17 protein-coding genes are annotated in these 19,361 nt (G+C 69.9%); 8 read left to right on the top strand and 9 right to left on the bottom strand.

What is annotated here, in order from left to right; all coding sequences use genetic code 11:
- Nucleotides 1-470: 470 nt before the first annotated feature.
- The 7 genes from AC08OQ_RS07525 (at nt 471) to AC08OQ_RS07495 (ending at nt 8,403) form a co-directional block, all read left to right on the top strand.
- A complete protein-coding gene (locus tag AC08OQ_RS07525) occupies nt 471-2,441 on the top strand; it encodes a protein kinase family protein (protein ID WP_476599506.1) in 1,971 nt (656 codons plus the stop codon).
- Between the two features lie 109 nt (nt 2,442-2,550).
- On the top strand, nt 2,551-3,207 hold the full coding sequence (locus tag AC08OQ_RS07520) for a sigma factor-like helix-turn-helix DNA-binding protein (protein WP_462187248.1): 657 nt from the start codon (nt 2,551-2,553) through the stop codon (nt 3,205-3,207).
- A complete protein-coding gene (locus tag AC08OQ_RS07515) occupies nt 3,156-4,178 on the top strand; it encodes a hypothetical protein (RefSeq protein WP_476599508.1) in 1,023 nt (340 codons plus the stop codon). The genes AC08OQ_RS07520 and AC08OQ_RS07515 overlap by 52 nt, the downstream gene beginning before the upstream one ends.
- Before the next feature lie 238 nt (nt 4,179-4,416).
- Nucleotides 4,417-5,463, top strand: a complete 1,047-nt coding sequence (trxB, locus tag AC08OQ_RS07510) for a thioredoxin-disulfide reductase (RefSeq protein WP_476599510.1) — start codon at nt 4,417-4,419, stop codon at nt 5,461-5,463.
- A 154-nt stretch (nt 5,464-5,617) separates the two neighbouring features.
- Nucleotides 5,618-5,944 (top strand): thioredoxin, encoded by a 327-nt coding sequence (gene trxA / locus AC08OQ_RS07505; protein ID WP_462187251.1) that lies wholly within the window; start codon nt 5,618-5,620, stop codon nt 5,942-5,944.
- Between the two features lie 364 nt (nt 5,945-6,308).
- Nucleotides 6,309-7,586, top strand: coding sequence for an N-acetylmuramoyl-L-alanine amidase (locus AC08OQ_RS07500; protein WP_476599512.1), 1,278 nt, complete (start codon nt 6,309-6,311; stop codon nt 7,584-7,586).
- 178 nt (nt 7,587-7,764) lie between these two features.
- On the top strand, nt 7,765-8,403 hold the full coding sequence (locus tag AC08OQ_RS07495) for a GNAT family N-acetyltransferase (protein ID WP_462203431.1): 639 nt from the start codon (nt 7,765-7,767) through the stop codon (nt 8,401-8,403).
- A 141-nt stretch (nt 8,404-8,544) separates the two neighbouring features.
- On the opposite strand, the gene AC08OQ_RS07490 is transcribed toward AC08OQ_RS07495, so the two are convergent.
- The 9 genes from AC08OQ_RS07490 to rpmH form a co-directional block, all read right to left on the bottom strand.
- The gene (locus tag AC08OQ_RS07490; protein ID WP_476599528.1) at nt 8,545-9,546 is read right to left on the bottom strand and encodes a ParB/RepB/Spo0J family partition protein; all 1,002 of its coding nucleotides are present in this window, start codon (nt 9,544-9,546) and stop codon (nt 8,545-8,547) included.
- Nucleotides 9,546-10,460, bottom strand: coding sequence for a ParA family protein (locus tag AC08OQ_RS07485; protein WP_476599513.1), 915 nt, complete (start codon nt 10,458-10,460; stop codon nt 9,546-9,548). The genes AC08OQ_RS07490 and AC08OQ_RS07485 overlap by 1 nt, the downstream gene beginning before the upstream one ends.
- Nucleotides 10,461-10,500: 40 nt before the next feature.
- Nucleotides 10,501-11,298 (bottom strand): 16S rRNA (guanine(527)-N(7))-methyltransferase RsmG, encoded by a 798-nt coding sequence (gene rsmG, locus AC08OQ_RS07480; protein ID WP_476599515.1) that lies wholly within the window; start codon nt 11,296-11,298, stop codon nt 10,501-10,503.
- A gap of 293 nt (nt 11,299-11,591) precedes the next feature.
- Nucleotides 11,592-13,502, bottom strand: coding sequence for a hypothetical protein (locus AC08OQ_RS07475; RefSeq protein ID WP_476599517.1), 1,911 nt, complete (start codon nt 13,500-13,502; stop codon nt 11,592-11,594).
- Nucleotides 13,503-13,515: 13 nt separating this feature from the next.
- Nucleotides 13,516-14,070 (bottom strand): Jag family protein, encoded by a 555-nt coding sequence (locus AC08OQ_RS07470; RefSeq protein WP_462187257.1) that lies wholly within the window; start codon nt 14,068-14,070, stop codon nt 13,516-13,518.
- 141 nt (nt 14,071-14,211) lie between these two features.
- Nucleotides 14,212-15,585 carry a membrane protein insertase YidC gene (gene yidC, locus AC08OQ_RS07465; RefSeq protein ID WP_476599519.1) on the bottom strand — a complete coding sequence of 458 codons (1,374 nt, stop codon included), beginning with the start codon at nt 15,583-15,585 and terminating at the stop codon, nt 14,212-14,214.
- A 12-nt stretch (nt 15,586-15,597) separates the two neighbouring features.
- The gene (gene yidD, locus AC08OQ_RS07460; RefSeq protein ID WP_476599521.1) at nt 15,598-16,128 is read right to left on the bottom strand and encodes a membrane protein insertion efficiency factor YidD; all 531 of its coding nucleotides are present in this window, start codon (nt 16,126-16,128) and stop codon (nt 15,598-15,600) included.
- A complete protein-coding gene (gene rnpA, locus AC08OQ_RS07455; RefSeq protein WP_476599523.1) occupies nt 16,125-16,496 on the bottom strand; it encodes a ribonuclease P protein component in 372 nt (123 codons plus the stop codon). Before rnpA ends, yidD begins: the two co-directional genes overlap by 4 nt.
- A gap of 41 nt (nt 16,497-16,537) precedes the next feature.
- Complete coding sequence (gene rpmH / locus AC08OQ_RS07450; protein ID WP_462187261.1) at nt 16,538-16,675, bottom strand: 50S ribosomal protein L34; 138 nt, start codon at nt 16,673-16,675, stop codon at nt 16,538-16,540.
- Nucleotides 16,676-17,568: 893 nt separating this feature from the next.
- Between rpmH and dnaA the strand changes: the two genes are divergently transcribed.
- Nucleotides 17,569-19,251 (top strand): chromosomal replication initiator protein DnaA, encoded by a 1,683-nt coding sequence (dnaA, locus tag AC08OQ_RS07445; protein WP_476599526.1) that lies wholly within the window; start codon nt 17,569-17,571, stop codon nt 19,249-19,251.
- Nucleotides 19,252-19,361: the final 110 nt, after the last annotated feature.

Here is a 19,361-nt window from a genome sequence, read left to right as displayed (position 1 = left end):
AGCTAGCCGTCCGCTACGAAGCAACAGTCACCATCGCCGCGATCAACGAATGGCTGCCCCGATAAACTTCCCAAACAGGCCCTAGGGGCCAGCCGAGACGATCCCGCCGGCACCAGAAAGATCCTTGTCGTCGTTACTCCCGGGGCATCCTCGCACGTCACCGAAAGAATCGGCTCGCCGATCGTCACAGTCGGTACACATGGGCGGGTTGTCCCAAGACATTCGCGAGATCCTTCTGACCTCCTCGTACACTGGACACGCTGTGCGCGGGCCCCACCCAACGTCGCCGGTAAACCAGGCGCAGCCTCCCGCTCGTCGCTTCGTTCATCGAGGCGGCTGGTCAGAGCGACGGAGGGTACCCGGGGTGTCCGCCTACGGTGGCGGCACGCTGGGCGGAACCCCTGCCCGGGTGAGGTAGGGAAGCCCGACGGCGGATTGTGGACGCCGGGCCCGTGGACGACGGAGGCGCTGTGGTCGACGGAAGCAACCGACCGCAGGCCGGGGACGTCGATAACGACGTGAACCCGAACGCGCCCGGAGTCCGGGGTGCGACGCCGCACTCCGGCACCGCCATCCTCGCCGAGTCCGTGCTCGACCGCCGCTACCGTCTGCTCTCCGCGTTGACGACCCGTGGGCCCGTCGCCCTCTGGCGAGGCGACGACAAGGTGCTCGCCCGACCGGTGGCAGTACGCATCGTCGAGCACGGCCCCGCGTCCGCGGGCGGCGGCGGGCCGGCCACGGATCCGGAGCAGGAGCAGGCGGCCCGCCGGCTTCTCACCGCAGCGATCAACTCCGGTCGGCTGGTGCATCCCGGCGCCGCCTCGACCTACGACGCCACCACTACCACGGCCGAGTCCCGACGCATCTCCTACGTCGTCTCGGAATGGGTGGACGGCAAGACGCTGCGTCAGCTTTCCACCGACGGGCCGCTACGCCCGGAGCAGGCCGGCGCCGTGGTGCTCGCCGCGGCCCGAGTCATCGCCGCGGCACACGAGCGCGGCATCCATCACGGTGACCTGAACCCCGGTGACGTCATCGTCTCCAGCCACGGCACCGTCAAGGTCATTGACCTGGAGATCGGCGGGGTGCTCGCGGAACTCGACGGTTCCCTCCCCGCGACGGAGCTCGACGGGCACGGTAACCAGCCCGACCAGAGTGGGATCGGCGGGGACGACGGTTCCGGCCCAGGCACGGCCGACCGCGCAGGCGGCGGCCCCGACGCCACGGCGGTGAATCCCGACCTGATCGCCGCGGCCGACGTCCGGGCGCTCGGTGGCCTGCTGTATGCCGGGCTCACCGGTTACTGGCCCCTCGGCGGGGACCGCGGTCTGCCCACCGCACCCACCTCGGGCGGCCGGCTGCGGACTCCCCGACAGGTCGCCTCGTCAGTTCCGCGTGATCTCGACGCCATCACCATGGCCACCCTCGGCGACGATCGGGTCGGGGCGCCCATCACCACGGCGGCCGACCTGGTCGAAGAGCTGGAGTCGATCAACCCGGTGGACGCCGTGCTCGACACCGGGTTGATGAGCCTCGGTGACGCCCCGCCCAGCACCGAGGCGATGGACGTGGACGCCTTCGCATCCTCGGACTACCTCGCGCCGGGGGATTACCCGGCGCAGGGCCGCTATGCCGACACCGCCGGCTACCCCGGCCCCGGCCGGGACGCCCGGTACGACACCCGGGTGAAAGGCCCCCACGGGTCCCGCGGCGGCGGGACCGGCTACGGCCGCAGCGGGTACGACGACCGCAGCTATCCAGCCGGAGGTGGCGGTTACCCGGCGGGATCCGACCGCTACCCGCCTGGTTCCGGCCCGAGGCGCCGTGGCGGGCCGTCGCTGGGACGGGCCGTGCCGTGGATCGCTCTGGTGGTGGTCGTCGCAATCGCGGTGGTCGCCGTAATCACCCTGCGTGGCAACGGCGAAAAGAATAACGCTGCCAACCCCGGCACCCCGACCACGGTGCCGGCGACCCCCACCGGAACCATCCTCAAGCCAAGCAGCACGGACTCCTTCGACCCGCTCGCACCTTCGGGTGAACCCAAGACCGAGAAACCGGCGGATGTCGGCAAGGCGTTCGACGGGAACACGTCGACGGAGTGGACGACGAGCAACTACACCAGCGCGACGTTCGGCAACCTCAAGCCGGGTGTCGGGCTGCGCATGGCGTTTCCGCAAAAGATCCTGCCCACCTCTGCCACCGTGACGGTCGGCAGCCTGGGTCCGGTGTCGTTCGAGCTGCGCAGCGGCGACAGGCTGTCGGAGTCGCTCGACGGCTTCGACCGCGTGGTCGCCCAGAAGTCGGGCGCCAGCGGCACGGTGGTCCTGCCGATGTCGTCGGACGTGAACCCCTCGCAGTACTGGGTGCTGTGGCTGACCTCACTGCCGTCGAACGCCGGGCAGTACCGCGGGTCGATCGCGGAGATCACGTTCCGGTCCTGACGGGAGGACGGTGAGAGGACGGTGAGAGTCGGTCCACCCGCCGAAGTCCTGGTGGCCGCCCCGACGCCGAGCTGGGCTGCGCCGCCGTACCGCCCGCCCGACGGTGCCCATGACGACTACCCCGAAAGGCCAGATTCGTGATCCGGTCAATCCCCGCGGGTGCGTCGCCGAGCATGACCTGCACCTGGACGTCGAGGAGGCGCTGGGCTGGCTGACGCCCGGGTTGCGGACCGCCGTGGTGCTGGTGGACGTGGCAGGACGACCCGTCGCCGAGGCGGCGGGGCTGCTGGGAGTTCCGGTCGGGACGGTGAAAAGCCGGCGTTCGCGCGGTCGCGCGCAGCTCGCCGTCCTGATAGGTCCCCCCGGTCAGGGAACCCGGCGGCTTCGCCCGCCGTCTCAGAAGGAAGACACCAGGATGCGGCGGGCTCACCGGGGCAGCAGCCCGTTACCGGAGGTCGGCCCATCGGCCGCGGCCCCGCGGGCGCGGCCGACGCCATCCGGATCTGCCGAAGGAGGTGATCAGCAATGGCGACTGAGCCTGCGGGTGACCGACGCCGACCGGCGGCTCCCTCCGATCCCTTCCCGGCGGGTCGCCGCTTGCGCGCGCACGTGCATCACCCGGACGCCGAGCTGCTGGACGCCTTCGCGGACGGAGAGCCGCTCCCCCGCTCCGTCCGCGAGCATATCGAGGGCTGCGTCTCATGCCAGGAGTCGATGGTCGCCCTCCGCAGGGTCCGTACGGACCTCTCCCGCTTGGCGGCCCTGACGATGCCCGGCGAGGTGGCCGAACGCCTCCAGGCTGCGCTGGCGGCCCACGCACCTGCTCCCTCTCGGCCGGGACCGGGCCGGAACCCGGCCGCGCCGACCGGTCCGGGGCCCGCGAGCTCCGGCTTCGCCGGCACCACGGGAGCCGCCGGGGCCACCGGCACGGAACCCCTCGTGGGGGATACCGAAGCGGTCCACACCGAGGCCGTCCACACCGATCCAGGGGATGGCACGGGTGGGCGGGCGGCGAGTGGCAACAGGCCAAGGCGGCGGCCCGGCCGAGGTGGGGCGGGGGCTGGGCTCACAGACCATCAACCGGCCCGGCGCCGGGATCCGCGGAGCCGTCCGGGTGCGCCGGGTGCGCGCCCCCGACGGGACTGGGTGTCCATCATGGCGGTCTGCATCGCCTTCACCACCTTCGGGGCGGCGATCTTCGTGTACCACGGTCTGCGGAGCGCCAACGTCGATCACAGGGTAGCGGCGTCCAACCCCGTGGACAGCTCCGGCCCGGCCGGCGGTTCGGTGGTGGCCGAACGCGGCTCCGCCAGCTCCGCTCCCCTCATCATGATGGCGGTCTCGCAGGCGAGCGTCGCTCCCTCGGACGTCGTGCGGCACGGCCGGGAACTGCTGGCCGGCCGGATCCTGGGGTCCGCGGCGCTGCCGCTCGTGCCGCCGCCCGCGCCCGCGGCGGCCGGCGGCGCGACGACCCCTGCGACGGTGGACGTCGACCGGTTGCGCTCGGTGCTGGACACCCCTGGCCTGCGCCCGTGCTACCAGAGCCTGGCGGCGCAGACGGGTGGGACGATCCTCGCCGTCGACCGCGTCGTCTACAACGACCAGCCGGCGCTGTTGATCGTGCTCTCCGTGCCCATGCAACCGGCGGTGGCCAGGGTGCTGGTCGTCGACGCCCGCTGCGGCATCACCACCGTCTCCACCGCGCCGTGGTACAGCGTGTCCACCCTGCGGCACTGAGGTGGGGGTTGACGCATCGAGAGGGGCCGGGAGCCCGGCCGTCGCACGCACCGGTGGCGGGCGCGGATGGAATCAGATGCCCGCGGAGACGGTTGTCGCTGTCGGGCACCGTCTCCATGGACGGACCGATGAACGAGGAACTCAGATGAAGCCGGGGCGACAGGTACCGGCGAGGGCCCACCCGGCTCACAGGGATCCCGTAGCATGAAAGGGATCCCGTAGCATGAAAGGAGCGGGTGTGACAGCCCAGGAGGACGGCCAGGATGTCACCGGCCCCAGCAGCCAGCCCGACGGCAATGACGACATACGCGATGTCGTCATTGCCGGTTCGGGCCCCGCAGGGTACACGGCCGCTGTCTATACCGCCCGGGCCAACCTACGGCCACTCGTGTTCGAGGGCGCGGTATCGGCCGGCGGATCGCTCATGAACACCACCGAGGTGGAGAACTTTCCTGGGTTTCCGGACGGCATCCAGGGTCCGGAACTGATGGAGAACCTGCGGCGGCAGGCGGAGCGGTTCGGAGCCGAACTGGTGGCCGACGACGTCACCGAGCTCGACCTCGCGGCGAACCCGAAGGTCGTCAAGATCGAGGACAGGACCTACCTCGCCCGCACGGTCATCGTCGCCACCGGTTCGGCCTACCGCATGCTCGGCGTCGAACACGAGGAGCGGTTGCTCGGCCACGGGGTCTCCGCCTGTGCGACCTGCGACGGTTTCTTCTTCCGGGATCAGGACATCGCGGTGGTTGGCGGGGGCGACTCGGCGATGGAGGAGGCGACCTTCCTGACCCGCTTCGCCCGCTCGGTGACGGTGATCCACCGGCGGGACAAACTCCGGGCCAGCGCGATCATGCAGAAGCGGGCCTTCGCCAACGAGAAGATCCAGTTCCGGTGGAACGCAGAGGTCACCAAGCTCCTGGGCACGGACAAGCTCACCGGCGTCCGGCTGCGCGACACCGTCACCGGTGAGGAGAAGGATCTTCCGGTCACCGGGCTGTTCGTCGCGATCGGTCACCTTCCGCGTACCGAACTCGTCCGTGGTCAGCTCGACCTCGACGACGCCGGCTACATCTCGGTCGCGCACCCGACCACGAAGACGAACCTGGACGGGGTCTTCGCCTGTGGCGACGTGGTCGACCACACCTACCGCCAGGCCATCACCGCGGCTGGCACGGGCTGCGCCGCCGCTCTCGACGCGGAGCGCTTCATCGCCGCCGGGGAGGGTCCGGGCGAGGTGACCACCGTGGCTCCCCGGGTCGTGACCCCGACGCCGCAACCTGCCTGACCCGGTCGTCTGTCCGAGCGGCCGACCGAGCGGCGCTGGATCAGGCCTGCCCGACCCGGCTGCCCGAAGGCCGGTCGGGCGCCGTCCGCGGGCCACCACCGGCCCGTTGATCGCCTTCCCGTCCACTAAGAGATCATCCATCAGGGAGAACAACATGGCAGGTTCCACCACCCCCGTGACCGACAGCACCTTCGTGACCGAGGTACTGGAGAGCGACAAGCCGGTCCTGGTGGACTTCTGGGCCGAGTGGTGCGGCCCTTGCAAGATGGTCGCACCCGTTCTGGAGGAGATCGCCAAGGAGCATGGCGAGAAGCTCCGGGTCGTCAAGCTGAACATCGACGAGAACCCGGAGACCGCCCGGAACTACCAGATCATGTCTATCCCGACCATGGCTGTGTTCGTCAAGGGCGCGATCGACAAGAGCATTGTCGGCGCGAAGCCGAAGGCCGCCCTGCTGCGTGACCTCTCGGCCTACATTTGATCTCGTCACGCGGTCGTTCCACCGTCGGCCCGCCGGGTGTGATCCCGGCGGGCCGACGTCGTTCCCGGACTGGTCCGCGCCGGTTCGCCCACGACAACCGGATACCACGTGCGGCCCGGGAACTTTCTCCCGCCGTCACGAGCATCGTGGGAGTATCACGGCGGCCTGGTCACGCACGGTCAATACTGGAGGATCCGGTTCGCGGTCGGTCGAGACCGCACGGGCATGCCCTAGGCTTGAGATTCAGCAATCGGCCGTCGGCGCATCATTCGTCGACGCGGTGGCCCCGACCATCGGGTTTCGCCAGGGGCACCGGGTTTCGCCAGGGACACGTTGGGGCAGGCGAGCTGAAAGGTATGCATCGGTGAAGCTGCTGCGTCTGGGAGACCAAGGTTCCGCCGTCGCCGAGGTTCAGGCGGCCCTGACCTATCTTGGTTTTCTTCCCGTGACGCCCCGGCAGAGCCGGGATCCGGCCGGCCCGGGTAAGGGTGACCCAGGTAAGAGTGCCCTGGGTAAGAGTGCCCCGGATAGAGGTGCTGCCTCCGCCGCGGACCCGTCCCAGGACACGCGGGTCCCGGCTGTCGACGGTACTCCCGGCGGCGTTCCGGCCGAGCCGGCCGATCGGTTCGACCGAGACCTCGACAACGCGCTGCGCGCCTTTCAGCAGAGCCGGGGGCTGTCCGCCGACGGGATACTCGGTCCAGACACGGCGCGTGCCTTGGAGGAGGCACGCCACAAGCTCGGCGACCGTCTGCTCTACCACAGTCCCGCGCACCCTTTTGTCGGCGATGACGTGGCGGCGCTCCAGGAGCGCCTGTTCAACATGGGTTTCGACGTCGGCCGCACGGATGGGATCTTCGGGCCACGCACCGAGTCCGCGGTCCGCGACTTCCAGCGCAACCGGGGTCTCGATCCGGACGGCCAATGCGGGCCACACACCCTGCGCGAACTCAAACGCCTGCAGCGCACAGTCACTGGTGGCCGGCCCGACGTGCTGCGGGAGTCTGTCCGGCTGTTGGCCCACGGCTCCTCGCTGCTCGGAGTCGTCGTCGCCATCGATCCCGGCCACGGTGGCGACGATCCGGGCATCGTCTGCGGCAATCTGTGCGAACGGGATCTCATGGCCGACCTCGCCGTCCGGATGTCCACGCGGCTACTCGACTCGGGCCTGCAGGCGCACCTCATCCACGGACTGGACGAGTCCCCCAGCGAGGAGGAGCGGGCCGCGCGGGCGAACGAGCTCGAAGCAGATCTCCTGATCTCGCTGCACGCCGACAGCAGTCCATCCCCGCACGCCCAGGGGGTGTCGGCCTACTACTACGGCAACGCGCGCGGGTCGTCCGCCGTGGGTGAGCGCTTCGCCCAGCTCGTCCACCGTGAAATCGTCTCCCGGACCGACATGCTGGACTGCCGCACCCATCCGAAAGTCTGGAGTCTGCTTCGGCGGACCCGGATGCCGGCCGTACGGCTCGACCTCGGATATCTGACAAACGAACATGACACCAAGGCCCTTGGCTCCACCACATTCCGGGCAACCGTCGCCGAGGCGGTGCTCGCCGCGGCCCAACGGCTCTTTCTCCCACCCGAGCAGGACGCGCCGACGGGCCAGCTTCACGTCCCCCGCCTTGCTAGCCGCACCTGACCGGTCACCAAGACATTCCATCGACAAGGCTGACGTTTCACGTGAAACGAGGCCGGTGCGTCGATGGGGAAAATTCATGCTCGGCAGCCTAGGCTGGTTCCGTAACAGCCTCCGCGTCCGTCGACGTTGGCCTCGGCGACCGGAGGCCCGGTGGCCGACCCATGGAGCGCCTTTTTCGATGAGCCGTCGCATCGCGAACATCACCCTGGACAATATTGACGATCTCCCTCTGCCCTGCCGCCGCTGCGTCTTCTGGGAGCTCGATCCGGTGGCCCGGAGCCGCGCGGAGGAGGCCGGCGGCACCGACCTCGAGAAGGAGGCGTGGGTTTCCCTGGCCCTCCTGGAATGGGGAAGTTGCGGAAAGATCGCCTATGTCGACAACGTCCCCGCCGGATTCGTGATGTTCGCTCCGCCGGCCTACGTGCCTCGATCGGCGGCCTTTCCCACCAGCCCGGTCTCACCGGACGCGGTGCTGCTCATGACAGCGTCGATCGTCGATGAGTTCACCGGGCAGGGGCTGGGGCGGATCCTCGTCCAGTCCGTCGCCAAGGACGTCATCCGCCGCGGCTTCAAGGCGGTGGAAGCGTTCGGTGACCTCCAGAACTCCGACACCCGCTGCATCCTGCCCGCCGACTATCTCCTCGCGGTCGGTTTCAAGACGGTCCGGCCTCACCATCGATGGCCGCGACTGCGGCTCGAGGTGAAGAACGCGGTGAGCTGGCGAGAGGACGTCGAGGTCGCCCTGGAACGTCTGCTGGGATCGATGACGCCGGAAGGCGTGCTGCGCAAGGTCGGCCAGGCCGGCAATCTCGCCTGAGCACAGCGATGGCCCGGCACTCGGCGGACAGACGCGCAGCCACCCGGGGGAGCCCGGCACAGCCCGGGACCGCGCGATCCGCGCCCGGTTCGAGAACCCCAGAGAACCCCAGAGAACCCCGAGCGAACCCGAGCCGGACGCCTAGTCCAACAAGCCGTCGACCGAGGCCGACGGCGACATCACGGCGACGATCCGCTCCAAGTCCTCGATCGAGGCGAACTCGACCGTGATCTTCCCCTTGCTGCGGCCCATGTCCACCTTCACGCGGGTCTCAAAGCGATCCGAGAGGCGGTCGGCGAGCCTCGCCAGGGCCGGTGAGGCGGCCCCTGGCGCCCGCGACGCCCGCTTACGCGGGGTCTCGTCGTCCAGTGCCACGATCTCCTCGACGGCCCGCACCGAGAGACCTTCCGCGACGATGCGGGTGGCGAGCCGGTCCTGGGCGTCCGGATCCTGCAACGAGAGCAGCGCGCGGGCATGGCCCGCGGACAGCACGCCGGCCGCCACCCGTCTTTGTACCGCGGGCGAGAGCCCGAGCAGCCGGATCATGTTGGTGACATGCGACCGGGACCGCCCGAGCCGACTGGCCAGTTCCTCGTGCGTCGCACCGAAGTCGCGGAGCAGCTGTTCGTACGCCGCAGCCTCCTCCAGCGGGTTGAGCTGCTGGCGGTGGAGGTTCTCCAGCAGCGCGTCGCGCAGCATGGCGTCGTCCGCGGTCTCCCGCACGATGGCGGGAATCCGTGGAAGCTTGGCGATCTTCGATGCACGCCACCGGCGTTCACCCATGACGAGCTCGTATCGCTCGGGGGCCACCTCGCGTACCACGATCGGCTGGAGCAGCCCGACCTCGCGGAGGCTCGCCGCCAGCTCTTCGAGGGCGTCCTCATCGAAGTGAGTCCTGGGCTGGCGCGGGTTCGGGCTGACCGACTCGACGGGGATCTCGCGGAAGGTCGCCCCGTGTACGGGCAGCGGCCCGGTGCTGTCGCCGGAGCCGCGACCCGTCCCCCGGCCGCCGTAGCCACTGCCGTAGTCGGCGTAGTCACTGTAGTCAGCCGAGGCGGTGCCCACCTGACCGTCGAGGGGAGGAGGAGTAACCGGGATGAGTGCCCCCAGCCCTCGCCCCAGACCACTGCGCCGAGCACTCATCATGCCGCTCCATTCGAGTCCCGACCCCGTTCCGCGAGTTCGCGCGCCGCGGCCAGATAGGACAGCGAGCCGCGCGACGTCGGATCGTACGTCAGCGCGGACTGCCCATAGCTCGGCGCCTCCGCCAGACGCACGTTCCGGGGGATGGTGGTGGACAGCACCCGGTCCCCGAAGTGTTCCTTGACCTCGTGGACGACCTGGTCGGCCAGTCTGGTCCGGGAGTCGTACATGGTGAGCAGGATGGTCGACAGGCGCAGCTCCTGGTTCAGGTGCGCCTGCACCAGTTCCACGTTGCGCAGCAACATGCCGAGGCCCTCCAGCGCGTAGTACTCGCACTGGATCGGGATGAGCAGCTCACGGGCGGCCACGAGGGCGTTGACGGTCAGCAGCCCGAGAGAGGGCGGGCAGTCGATGAAAACATAGTCGACGTCCCGTTGCATGCTCGCGATGGCCCGCCGCAGCCGGTTCTCCCGCGCCACCAGCGACACCAGCTCGATCTCCGCGCCGGCAAGATCGATCGTTGCGGGCGCGCAGAACAGCCCCAGCGCCTCGGCGGACTTCACGATGACCTCGTCGAGGGGCCGATCCCCCACCAGGACCTCGTAGATCGAGGGGACCCCGGAATGATGGTTGACGCCGAGCGCCGTCGAGGCATTGCCCTGCGGGTCAAGATCGATTACCAGGACCCGGGAGCCATGAGATGCCAGCGCCGCCGCCAGGTTGACCGTCGTCGTCGTCTTCCCTACACCGCCCTTCTGGTTGGCGACCGAGATGATGCGCCGCCGGGTGGGGCGAGGGAATGGTTGTCGTCGTTCTACCGCCAGTGCTTCCACTGCTGCTGCCGCCGCCGCTCCGATCGGGGTCGAGGGATCGAGCAGGTCCAGTGCGGAGAGCGCGGGGTCATAGCCCCGCAAGCCCCCGCCCCTGGCCCCACCCTGGCCCGCCGACGCTGTTTCACGTGGAACGAGACTGTCCACGTGTCGGCTGGTCACGACCGACCTCCCGTGATCGGAGTGAATCCCGTGACGTCCGTCTGACCTGTCTGCCATCGTGCCGCTCACCGTCGCCGCGCCCTCCCCTGCTCTCGGCCCGGGTGCGCTGGGATGAACGTACGGCCCGGAGGACACGGGCGGGTTCCTCCACCCGCCCCTCCCCGCACCTCACGACATCCACGGGATGCCAACCCTGAGTTCCGAGACCGCTGCGCGCGTCCTGCAGTTCCTCCAGGATCCGTGAACCGCGCATCGCCAGCATGACACCACCTGGTCGCAGCATCGGAAAGAGGATTGCGCGCAGCCGCTCCAGGGGAGCGACTGCGCGGGCTACGGCTATCCCGAATCTACGACCGTCCGGGCCGATTCCGGCATCCGGTGCGCGGCCACGTACCACAGAAATCTGGTCCTCCAGACCTATGGTCGCCACAACCTCGTGCAGGAATCGGCACCGGCGTTCCATCGGCTCGAGCAGCACCACCCGCAGATCCGGGCGGGCGAGCGCCAGCGGGATACCCGGCAGCCCTGCGCCGCTGCCGACGTCCACGACATCGGCCTGCGCCGGGACCGCGTCGGCCAGGACCGCGCAGTTGAGTACGTGGCGGTCCCAGAGCCGGTCAGTCTCACGCGGACCGATCAGCCCGCGCTCGACCCCGTCGGTCGCCAGCAGCTCGACGTAGCGCGCCGCGGATCCGGTCCGCGTGCCGAAAATCTCCACCACGACGGGGGGCACCTCGGGGGCATCCGGGAGACCCGTCATGGCCGGATCCCCCGCCGTGCCATACGGCCAGCCCGCGCCGGCCGGGCCGCCTGCGTCACCTCGACCGGCCACAGCATCGAGCCGAGCCGGGTTGGGCCCGTGGGCATCGCCAGGTGACCGCCGGCAGCGGGCGGGTGGGAGACCGGATCCGTGGACCCGGCCGGACAGGACGAGAAAGCTGGGCAGGACGAGAAAGTCAGAAGACCGCGCACCCGACAAGCATCCCCGCCGACCTCGAGGTGCTCGCGCCGCCACCCCCACGGGAGGCACGGTTCCGACCCGGGGGACGGATGTCAGGTCGTCCGGTCGGACACCACGGTCCGCTGCGGCCGATCGAGTCGCGGGGCGGCGCCGGCGCAGCGATCGAAGACGGTCAACGTTCCGGTGAGGGGGAACTGCCAGCCACGGCCGGCGCACCACCCCGCCCGGGGCAGCGCGGCCAGGTCGGGCGCGAGCGCCGGCCGCTCCGCGTCGAAGACGAAGACGAGCAGCCGGGTCGGCGGGACCCGGCGGTTCGCCAGCTCGCCGACCAGGGAGGTACCCGCAGCGCCGAAGAAGATCGTGTCCTGCCGTGGCACCCGGGCCGGTACCCGCCCGGCGCCGGCACTGGGGAGAGCTGCCGGCTCACGCGCCGGGTCGTCACTCGCCTCCATCGCGTACAGCCAGCCAGGCCGGGCGAGGCGGCCCCCGACCACCACCAGGTCTCCCGGGCGGTGCAGCTGCCGGGCCGCGATGGCCGCGTCGACCATCCGATCGAGGCCACGAGTCCGGTGCCGATGATCCCAGAGCTGCCCGCTTCCCGACAGCGAGGTTCCCAGGAGCGGGACACCAAGCAAGATGATCATTGCGAGGCCGGCCAACGGCAGCACGGCGGTCGGAGAAATCGTGTTCGCGCCGGCGCTCGACGTCGGCGAGACACCGGAAACATCCAATCGTGACTGCTCGGTGACAGTCCTTCCGGTAGGGAGGGTCGGGGTCGCGGCCATCGGTGTCGGTACGGCCGGCTGAGGCCCGACGGCGGGGATACGAGGTCGCACCGCCGCCACGAACAGGACCACCAGCCGCCGGGTGCCCACCACGATCACAACGACGATCAGCGGCACGACGAAGAGGTTGGTCCGGGTCGGCCCGAACGGCCAGTACCGCGCGGCGCTCGCTCCCAGCATCAGCACCTGGGCTCCGCCGAGCGCGGTGAGGAGCAGCCTGCCGTCCGGTCGTCGTGCCAGCACGAGGACGCCGGTCAGGCCGGCGATCGACACCGCCACGGCGAGCAGCACCGAGACAACCGGCCCCCCGGGCACCGTCGCATGGATGAGGCTCGGGTCGAACCGGTCGATGCCGGGCGGCATACCGGTGATGAAGGCTCGCATCTGATCGACGATGAAGCGTACGGCCTCGACCGGCCCACGACCGGCGATGAACTGGCGATCCCAGTAGTCGCCGCGACGCTGACTGGACTGGTGCCCGATGAAGAACACGGTGTGCGCCACGCTGATGGCGACCGCGGGCAGGCATTCCACCAGTCGCCAACGCCGCGCCGGACCGCGCCATACCTCCGCGGTCGCCAACGGCAGCACCAGAAAGATCCCGGGCACGGCGGTCAGGGCCAACAGGCCCGCCGCGGTGCGTCGCAGGAGCCGGGCACGGGAGAACCCGCCGGTGACAGGTTCAGGCTGCGGGGACAGCGAGGGCCGCGGGGACAGCGAGGGCCGCGGGGACAGCGAGGGCCGCGGAGATGATCCGGTCGACCAGGCGAGGACGATGCAGACGGCGGCCAGCGCCTCGACGGAATACGGCTTGAGTTGGGTCGCGAGATCCAGGAAGGTCACGTTCAGGCACAGCCAGCACGTGGCGAACACCGCCGCGACCAGGCCGGTGAAACGGCGGGTGAGCAGGACGATCGCGGCACCGAGCAAGGGCACGGCGAGATACCCGGGAAGCCGGAGCGACCAGCTGTGCCAGCCGAGGACCTCGCCGGCCACCCGGGTCAGGCCGAACCAACCCAGCGCCGAGGGGGTGTTGGCGACGGTCAGCTCCGGCCAGAACGAGGACGCCGGTTCGCTGACGAAGTGGGCGCGCCAGATCTCGTCGTACCAGAAGGGTCTGGTCAGATAGGCATGCAGAATGCCGAGCACGGCCGCCAAGCCGACACCCACAGCGGCGGCCAGCACGGCGGAACGCGCCGGCCGCCACCGACCCGCCATCGGTCGGCGCCGGTCAGCCGAGAAGGATGACCACCCGGCGGCCGGGTTCCTCGCCCTCGGACTCACTGTGCACGCCGTCGATCCCGGCAACGGTGTCGTGCACCACCTTGCGCTCGAACGGCGTCATGGGAGCCAGCTTCTCCGGCTCACCACGCGTGATGGCGCGCGACGCCGCGGCGATCGCAATCTTGCGAAGCTCGACCCGCCGCCGGGCGCGATGGCCGCCGACGTCGAGCATGAGACGGCTGCGGGTGCCCGTCTTCTGGAGCACCGCGAGCCTGGTCAGTTCCTGCAACGCCTCCAGCGTCTCGCCGCCCGCCCCGATGAGCTTGTCCAGCCCCTCGCCTACCACGGCGACGACGGCGCGGCCGCTCTCGACGTCGAGGTCGAGGTCACCGTCCATGTCGACGATGTCGAGCAGACCCTCGATGTAGTCGGCGGCGATCTCGCCTTCCAACTCGAGATCGGACAGACGCCGATCCTCCGTGCCGGCAGTCTCGTCCGAGGGAGCGTGCTCGTCGGAGACTCCGGCTCCATCCACAGCCAGTTCAGGTGCCGAACCGGTCATCAGCGACTCTCCAGGGGAACGGGGGCGGCGGAGCAGAGATTACGGGATGCCGCCACTCGATGACGAAATCGGGTCGGCAGCCTGCCTGCCGGTCGGTCGGTTGGTCGGTTGGTCGGTTGGTCGGGAACGGCGTCTCCCGGATCAACGCCGCCCACCGGGCCGCTTGCCCTTGCCGCGCCGTTTCGCGGGTCGGGAGCCGCCGACCTGGCGCCGCACTCCGGCGGGTACGGGTGCCGGCCGGGGCGTGCTCTCCCCGTCGGAGGGTGCCGTCGGCCCGCTCGCCGCGCTCTGCCCGGCATTCTTGCCCGGGGCGTTCCTGCGGCCCGCCGCGCTGGTCTTCGCCTCCGCGCTCCGCTCCGTGGATGCGGCCGTGGTAGCGGCGACGCCGTTGTCCGAGACGCCACCGCCCGAGACGCCGTTGGCACCGGGACCGGCCGGCGCCCCCGCCTTACCGCTCTTCGGGGTCACCGCCGCCTTCGGAGTCACCGCAGTACGGGTCGCGGTCGAGGTGCCGTTACGGGACCGGGTGCCGGGGGGAGCCGTCGAGGACGTCCGACCGGCCGCCGCGGCACCGGAATCGCCGCCCTTGGTCGGGGTCACCGAGGCAGACCGGGGGCGGTTCTTCGACTTCGCCCCGGCTCGGACACCGGGAGCCGGCCGAACGGGGGTGACGGCGCCGTCGGCGGCCGGACGGGCACCGGGCAGCCGGCCGTTCGCATCCTCGGTCTTGATCGGCGGCATCTTCTTCATGATGAAGAACTGCTGGCCCATGCTCCACAGGTTGGTGGTGAGCCAGTACAGCAGCACGGCGATCGGGAAACGGAAACCAAAGAAGGCGAGCATCAGCGGGGAGCCGTAGAGCAGCGCCTTCTGCATGATCGCCTGCTGCGGGTCGGCCGGCCCGGTGCGGGCCATGATCTGGCGCTGCGTGAGGAAGGTCGTAAGACCCATCAGCACGATCAGGACGATCGCGAGAATCCTGACGTGCGTGCTGTCGACGCCGAGGAAGCGCGAGAAATCGCCATCGGAGGTGAACTTGCTCGCCAACGAGATGCCGAACACCTTGGCCGAGGCGATCTGCTCCACCTGGTCCGCGGAGAGCCCGACCCGGGGACGCCAGACCAGCGAGTGGTTCGGGCCCTCGTTCATCGGCGCCAGGTGGGTGAACACGTGGAACAGCGCGATGAACAGCGGGATCTGGAGGAAGATCGGGAGGCAGCCGAGAAGCGGGTTTCCATGCTCCCGCTGCAGCGCCATCATCTCCTGCTGCATGCGGGGTTTGTCGTGCCCGTACTTCTCCCGGATCTCCTTGATCCGGGGCTGCATCACCTGCATCGTCCGCTGCGACTTCACCTGCTTGACGAACAGCGGGAAGATCAGAATACGGACGCAGACGACCAGCAGGACGACCGAAAAGGCCCAGGAGAAGAAACTGGCAGCACCGAAGATCGGCGCGAATCCCTGGTGAAAGAAGACGATCGCGTTCGCCGCGAGGTGGTATAGGGGATCCAACAACAGTCTGACTCCTCACACCCACGGTCCGCGACCGGAACCGGCGATCTCGGCCCGCGCCCCCCGGCTGGGAGACGGAGGACCATGCCTGTGGACGGGCGGTACGGCGACGACCGGATCGCCCGCGCTCCGACCGTCGGGAGACCTGCCGGGGTCGGCCATCGCGCCCCTGGGTCTCCGAACGATTCCCGGAGCCGGATCCGTTCCCGGCACGGGGTCGTACCCGCCGGCCGCAAACGGTTGGCAGCGCAGCAACCGGGCGACGGCGAGGGCACCGCCACGCATACCCCCGTGGCGCCGCACCGCGGCCAGCGCGTAGGCGCTACAGGACAGCTCGAACCGGCACATGCCGGCGTTGCGGGCCGACCAGCCGGCTCGGTAGAGCCGCACGAGCCCGGTAAAGGTCCAGGCCAGGGGACCGCGTACCGCGCCGTCGGCGTTGCGGGCGACCCGCGGCAGGCGGCGCCACACCATCCGGGAGGCCAGCAGGAGGTCGACGACGGCCGCCGTGGCCAGCAGCACGACCAGCACCGTCCCGGCGGTCATCGTCCACGCCCATCCGGGCGCCTGGCATCCGCCGGCCGGGCCACCCTGGCGAGCGCGGCGTCCAGCGCATGGCCGAGCTCCGCGGAGCTCGCCGTCGCCGCATCGGGCAGCGCACGCACGACCAGCATCGTCCCCGGCGCGAGCGTGTCCAGCCGAACCCGTACCTGTTCCCGCAACCGGCGCCGCACCCTGTTACGCACGACCGCCTTCCCCACCCGACGGCCGACCACGAAGCCGGCCCGTGCCGGATCGCCGCTTGTTGTCCACAGATTGTGGACAACAAGCGGGCCGGATCGGGTTCGCCGACCCGTGGTCCCCACCCGGGCATGTTCGTCCCGGGTTCGGACGCGGGAGCCCTCAGGAAGCATGACCGGCAAGGGGTACCAGCAGGACCAGCGGGAACCCGCCGTCAGGCGGAGAGCTCGCTGCGGCCCTTACGACGGCAGGCGGACAGGATCGCGCGGCCCGCGCGAGTCCGCATGCGCAGTCGGAACCCGTGCGTGCGGGCCCGCCGACGGTTGTTCGGCTGGAAGGTGCGCTTACTCACGTGAGAACTCCGTCTGCAAGATGGACGCGGGCGGTGATCTTCGCCGCCGAGGGGGGAGTGGGCCGCACCACACGGCCCGGGCAAGCAGATCCCACGACAAACGAAGCGGTCTAACACCGCGGTTCGGCCTAGCCTACACAGGGCGGTGCCTCGGACGGTCCGGCGGCGAGGGATCACTGCCGGGCAGGGGGGACCTTCGGCGATCCGCCGACCCCGTGCCCGCCGGCCGCGGCTGGCCGCACCACCGTCATCCGGCCATCGCCCGGTCGCCACCAGGCCGACCTTGCCACAACGGCACTACACCGAACGCCAAGACGCGAGCGCACCGCGGCCGCGGCCGCGGCCGCGGCTAGCCGGCATCCGTCCGGCGGCCGTGGAATGCCACACTGCCGCAGCGGGCCCTCGGCGCCTCCGACGATGGGGCAGGGACGCGGCCCGGCCGCCGCGGGTACGTTCCGGCCCCGGCACGGCGGCTCGGGCCGCACCTTACGATCCTGGTGGCAACGTCTCACTCGGGGCGGGCACCAGACCGCGTCAGGTATGCCCGCGCTCGGTGAGAACGACCGGCTCGGTGCACCCTGACCTGTGGAAAACGCCTGTGGAGAGGGCGGTCGGCGGAGGGGCCAGGGCGGAACGGGGGGGACCTGGAGCGGATTCAAATGACCTCACTGATACAGGTTCATCCCCGGGAACGAGCCGGTTGCGCCACGCCGCATGCCGTGTCGTGTCCATACACAGGTTGTGGACGACGATGTGGAGAACCATCGCGACGAGGCCCCTCGGTCGCTCGGTGGCCGGGGACCACATCACCAGCCGCATCAGCCGCGACGCACCTCCAGCACGCGGGGAGCAGCACCACCCGCAAACCGTACCGAACTGCCCGAGGAGCCCCCGTGTCCAACCTCCGCGCCGACTCCGTCGCCGGTCTGCCGTTCGGGGACGAACCTTCGGGTGACCCGGACCTGGCCGCGGTGTGGAGCCAGGCCGTCGCCGGGGTCGCCGACGGCACGCTGTCCGCCCAGCAGCGTGCCTGGCTGCGGCTGACCCGCCCCCTCGGGCTCGTCCAGGACACGGCTCTGCTGGCCGCGCCGAACGAGTTCACCAAGGATCTCCTCGACTCGCGCCTGCGCCCCTTCTTGTCCACAGCGTTGTCCACAGCCTATAGGCGGGAGATCAGGGTCGCGGTCACCGTCGAACACCTGCCCGATCCGGAACCGATGAGCGGACCGATCCGGATCGTACGGCCGGTGGACGCCAGAGGCGACACCGCACCGGGTCAGGGCTCGGGCCCCGCCTCCGGTTCGGCGTTGAACGCGGGTGCCGGATCGGGATCGACCGACACCGCCGCAACCCCGGTGCCGGGGACGAGACCGGGCTCGTCGGCGGCCCCGGCATCAGCCGCTCCGACTCCGGCACCGGCACCGACGGCACTGGTGAACGGCGAGCTGCCCTTCCCCGACGCCACCGAGGGAACACCACCGGTACGGGTCAGCGCGGGTCTCGGACGCGATGCGGCGCCGCACGAGACCGAACCGGCCCAGGCCCGGCTAAACCCCCGCTACATTTTCGAGACGTTCGTCATCGGCGACAGCAACCGGTTCCCCCACGCGGCAGCGGTGGCCGTCGCCGAGGCACCCGCGAAGGCCTACAACCCGCTTTTCATCTACGGGGACTCCGGGCTCGGCAAGACTCACCTTCTGCACGCGATCGGCCACTACGCACTCAAGCTCTACCCGAACATGCGGGTGAAGTACGTGAGCTCCGAGGAGTTCACCAACGACTTCATCAACTCGATCCGGGACGACCGCCAGCAGGCGTTCCAGCGGCGCTACCGTGACATCGACGTCCTGCTCGTCGACGACATCCAGTTCCTGGAGAACAAGGAGCGGACGCAGGAGGAGTTCTTCCACACCTTCAACGTCCTGCACGACGGCGAGAAGCAGATCGTGATCAGCTCCGACCGCTCGCCCAAGCAGCTCTCGGCCCTGGAGGACCGGCTGCGCAGCCGCTTCGAGTGGGGACTGATGACCGACATCACCCCGCCCGACCTCGAGACGCGCATCGCCATCCTGTCGAAGAAGGCGGCCACGGAGCGCCTGCCGGTACCTCCGGACGTCCTCGAATACATCGCCACGCACATCGAGCGCAACATCCGTGAGCTGGAGGGGGCGCTGATCCGGGTCGCGGCCTTCGCAAGCCTGAACAAGTCCCACGTCGACCGCACGCTCGCCGAGATCGTGCTGCGTGATCTCATCCCCGATGCCGGCAATCCCGACATCACGGCCGCCGCAATCATGAACGCAACGGCGGCGTACTTCGGCGTCTCGATGGAGGACCTGTGCGGCACCTCACGTAGCCGCGTGCTGGTCACCGCCCGTCAGATCGCGATGTACCTGTGCCGGGAGCTGACCGACCTGTCGCTACCGAAGATCGGCCAGCACTTCGGGGGTCGGGATCACACGACGGTCATGCATGCCGACCGCAAGATCCGCGGTCTGATGGCGGAACGACGCGCGATCTACAACCAGGTCACCGAGCTGACGAACCGCATCCGTCTGCAGGCCCGGCAGGCCTAGGGCCTGTTTGGGAAGTTTATCGGGGCAGCCATTCGTTGATCGCGGCGATGGTGACTGTTGCTTCGTAGCGGACGGCTAGCTTGTCGTAGCGGGTCGCGACCGCCCGGTGG

Source organism: Frankia sp. CcCS3 (assembly GCF_977927575.1).
The sequence above is the reverse complement of the archived record's forward strand: the minus strand, read 5'-3'. Positions and strand labels throughout refer to the sequence as shown.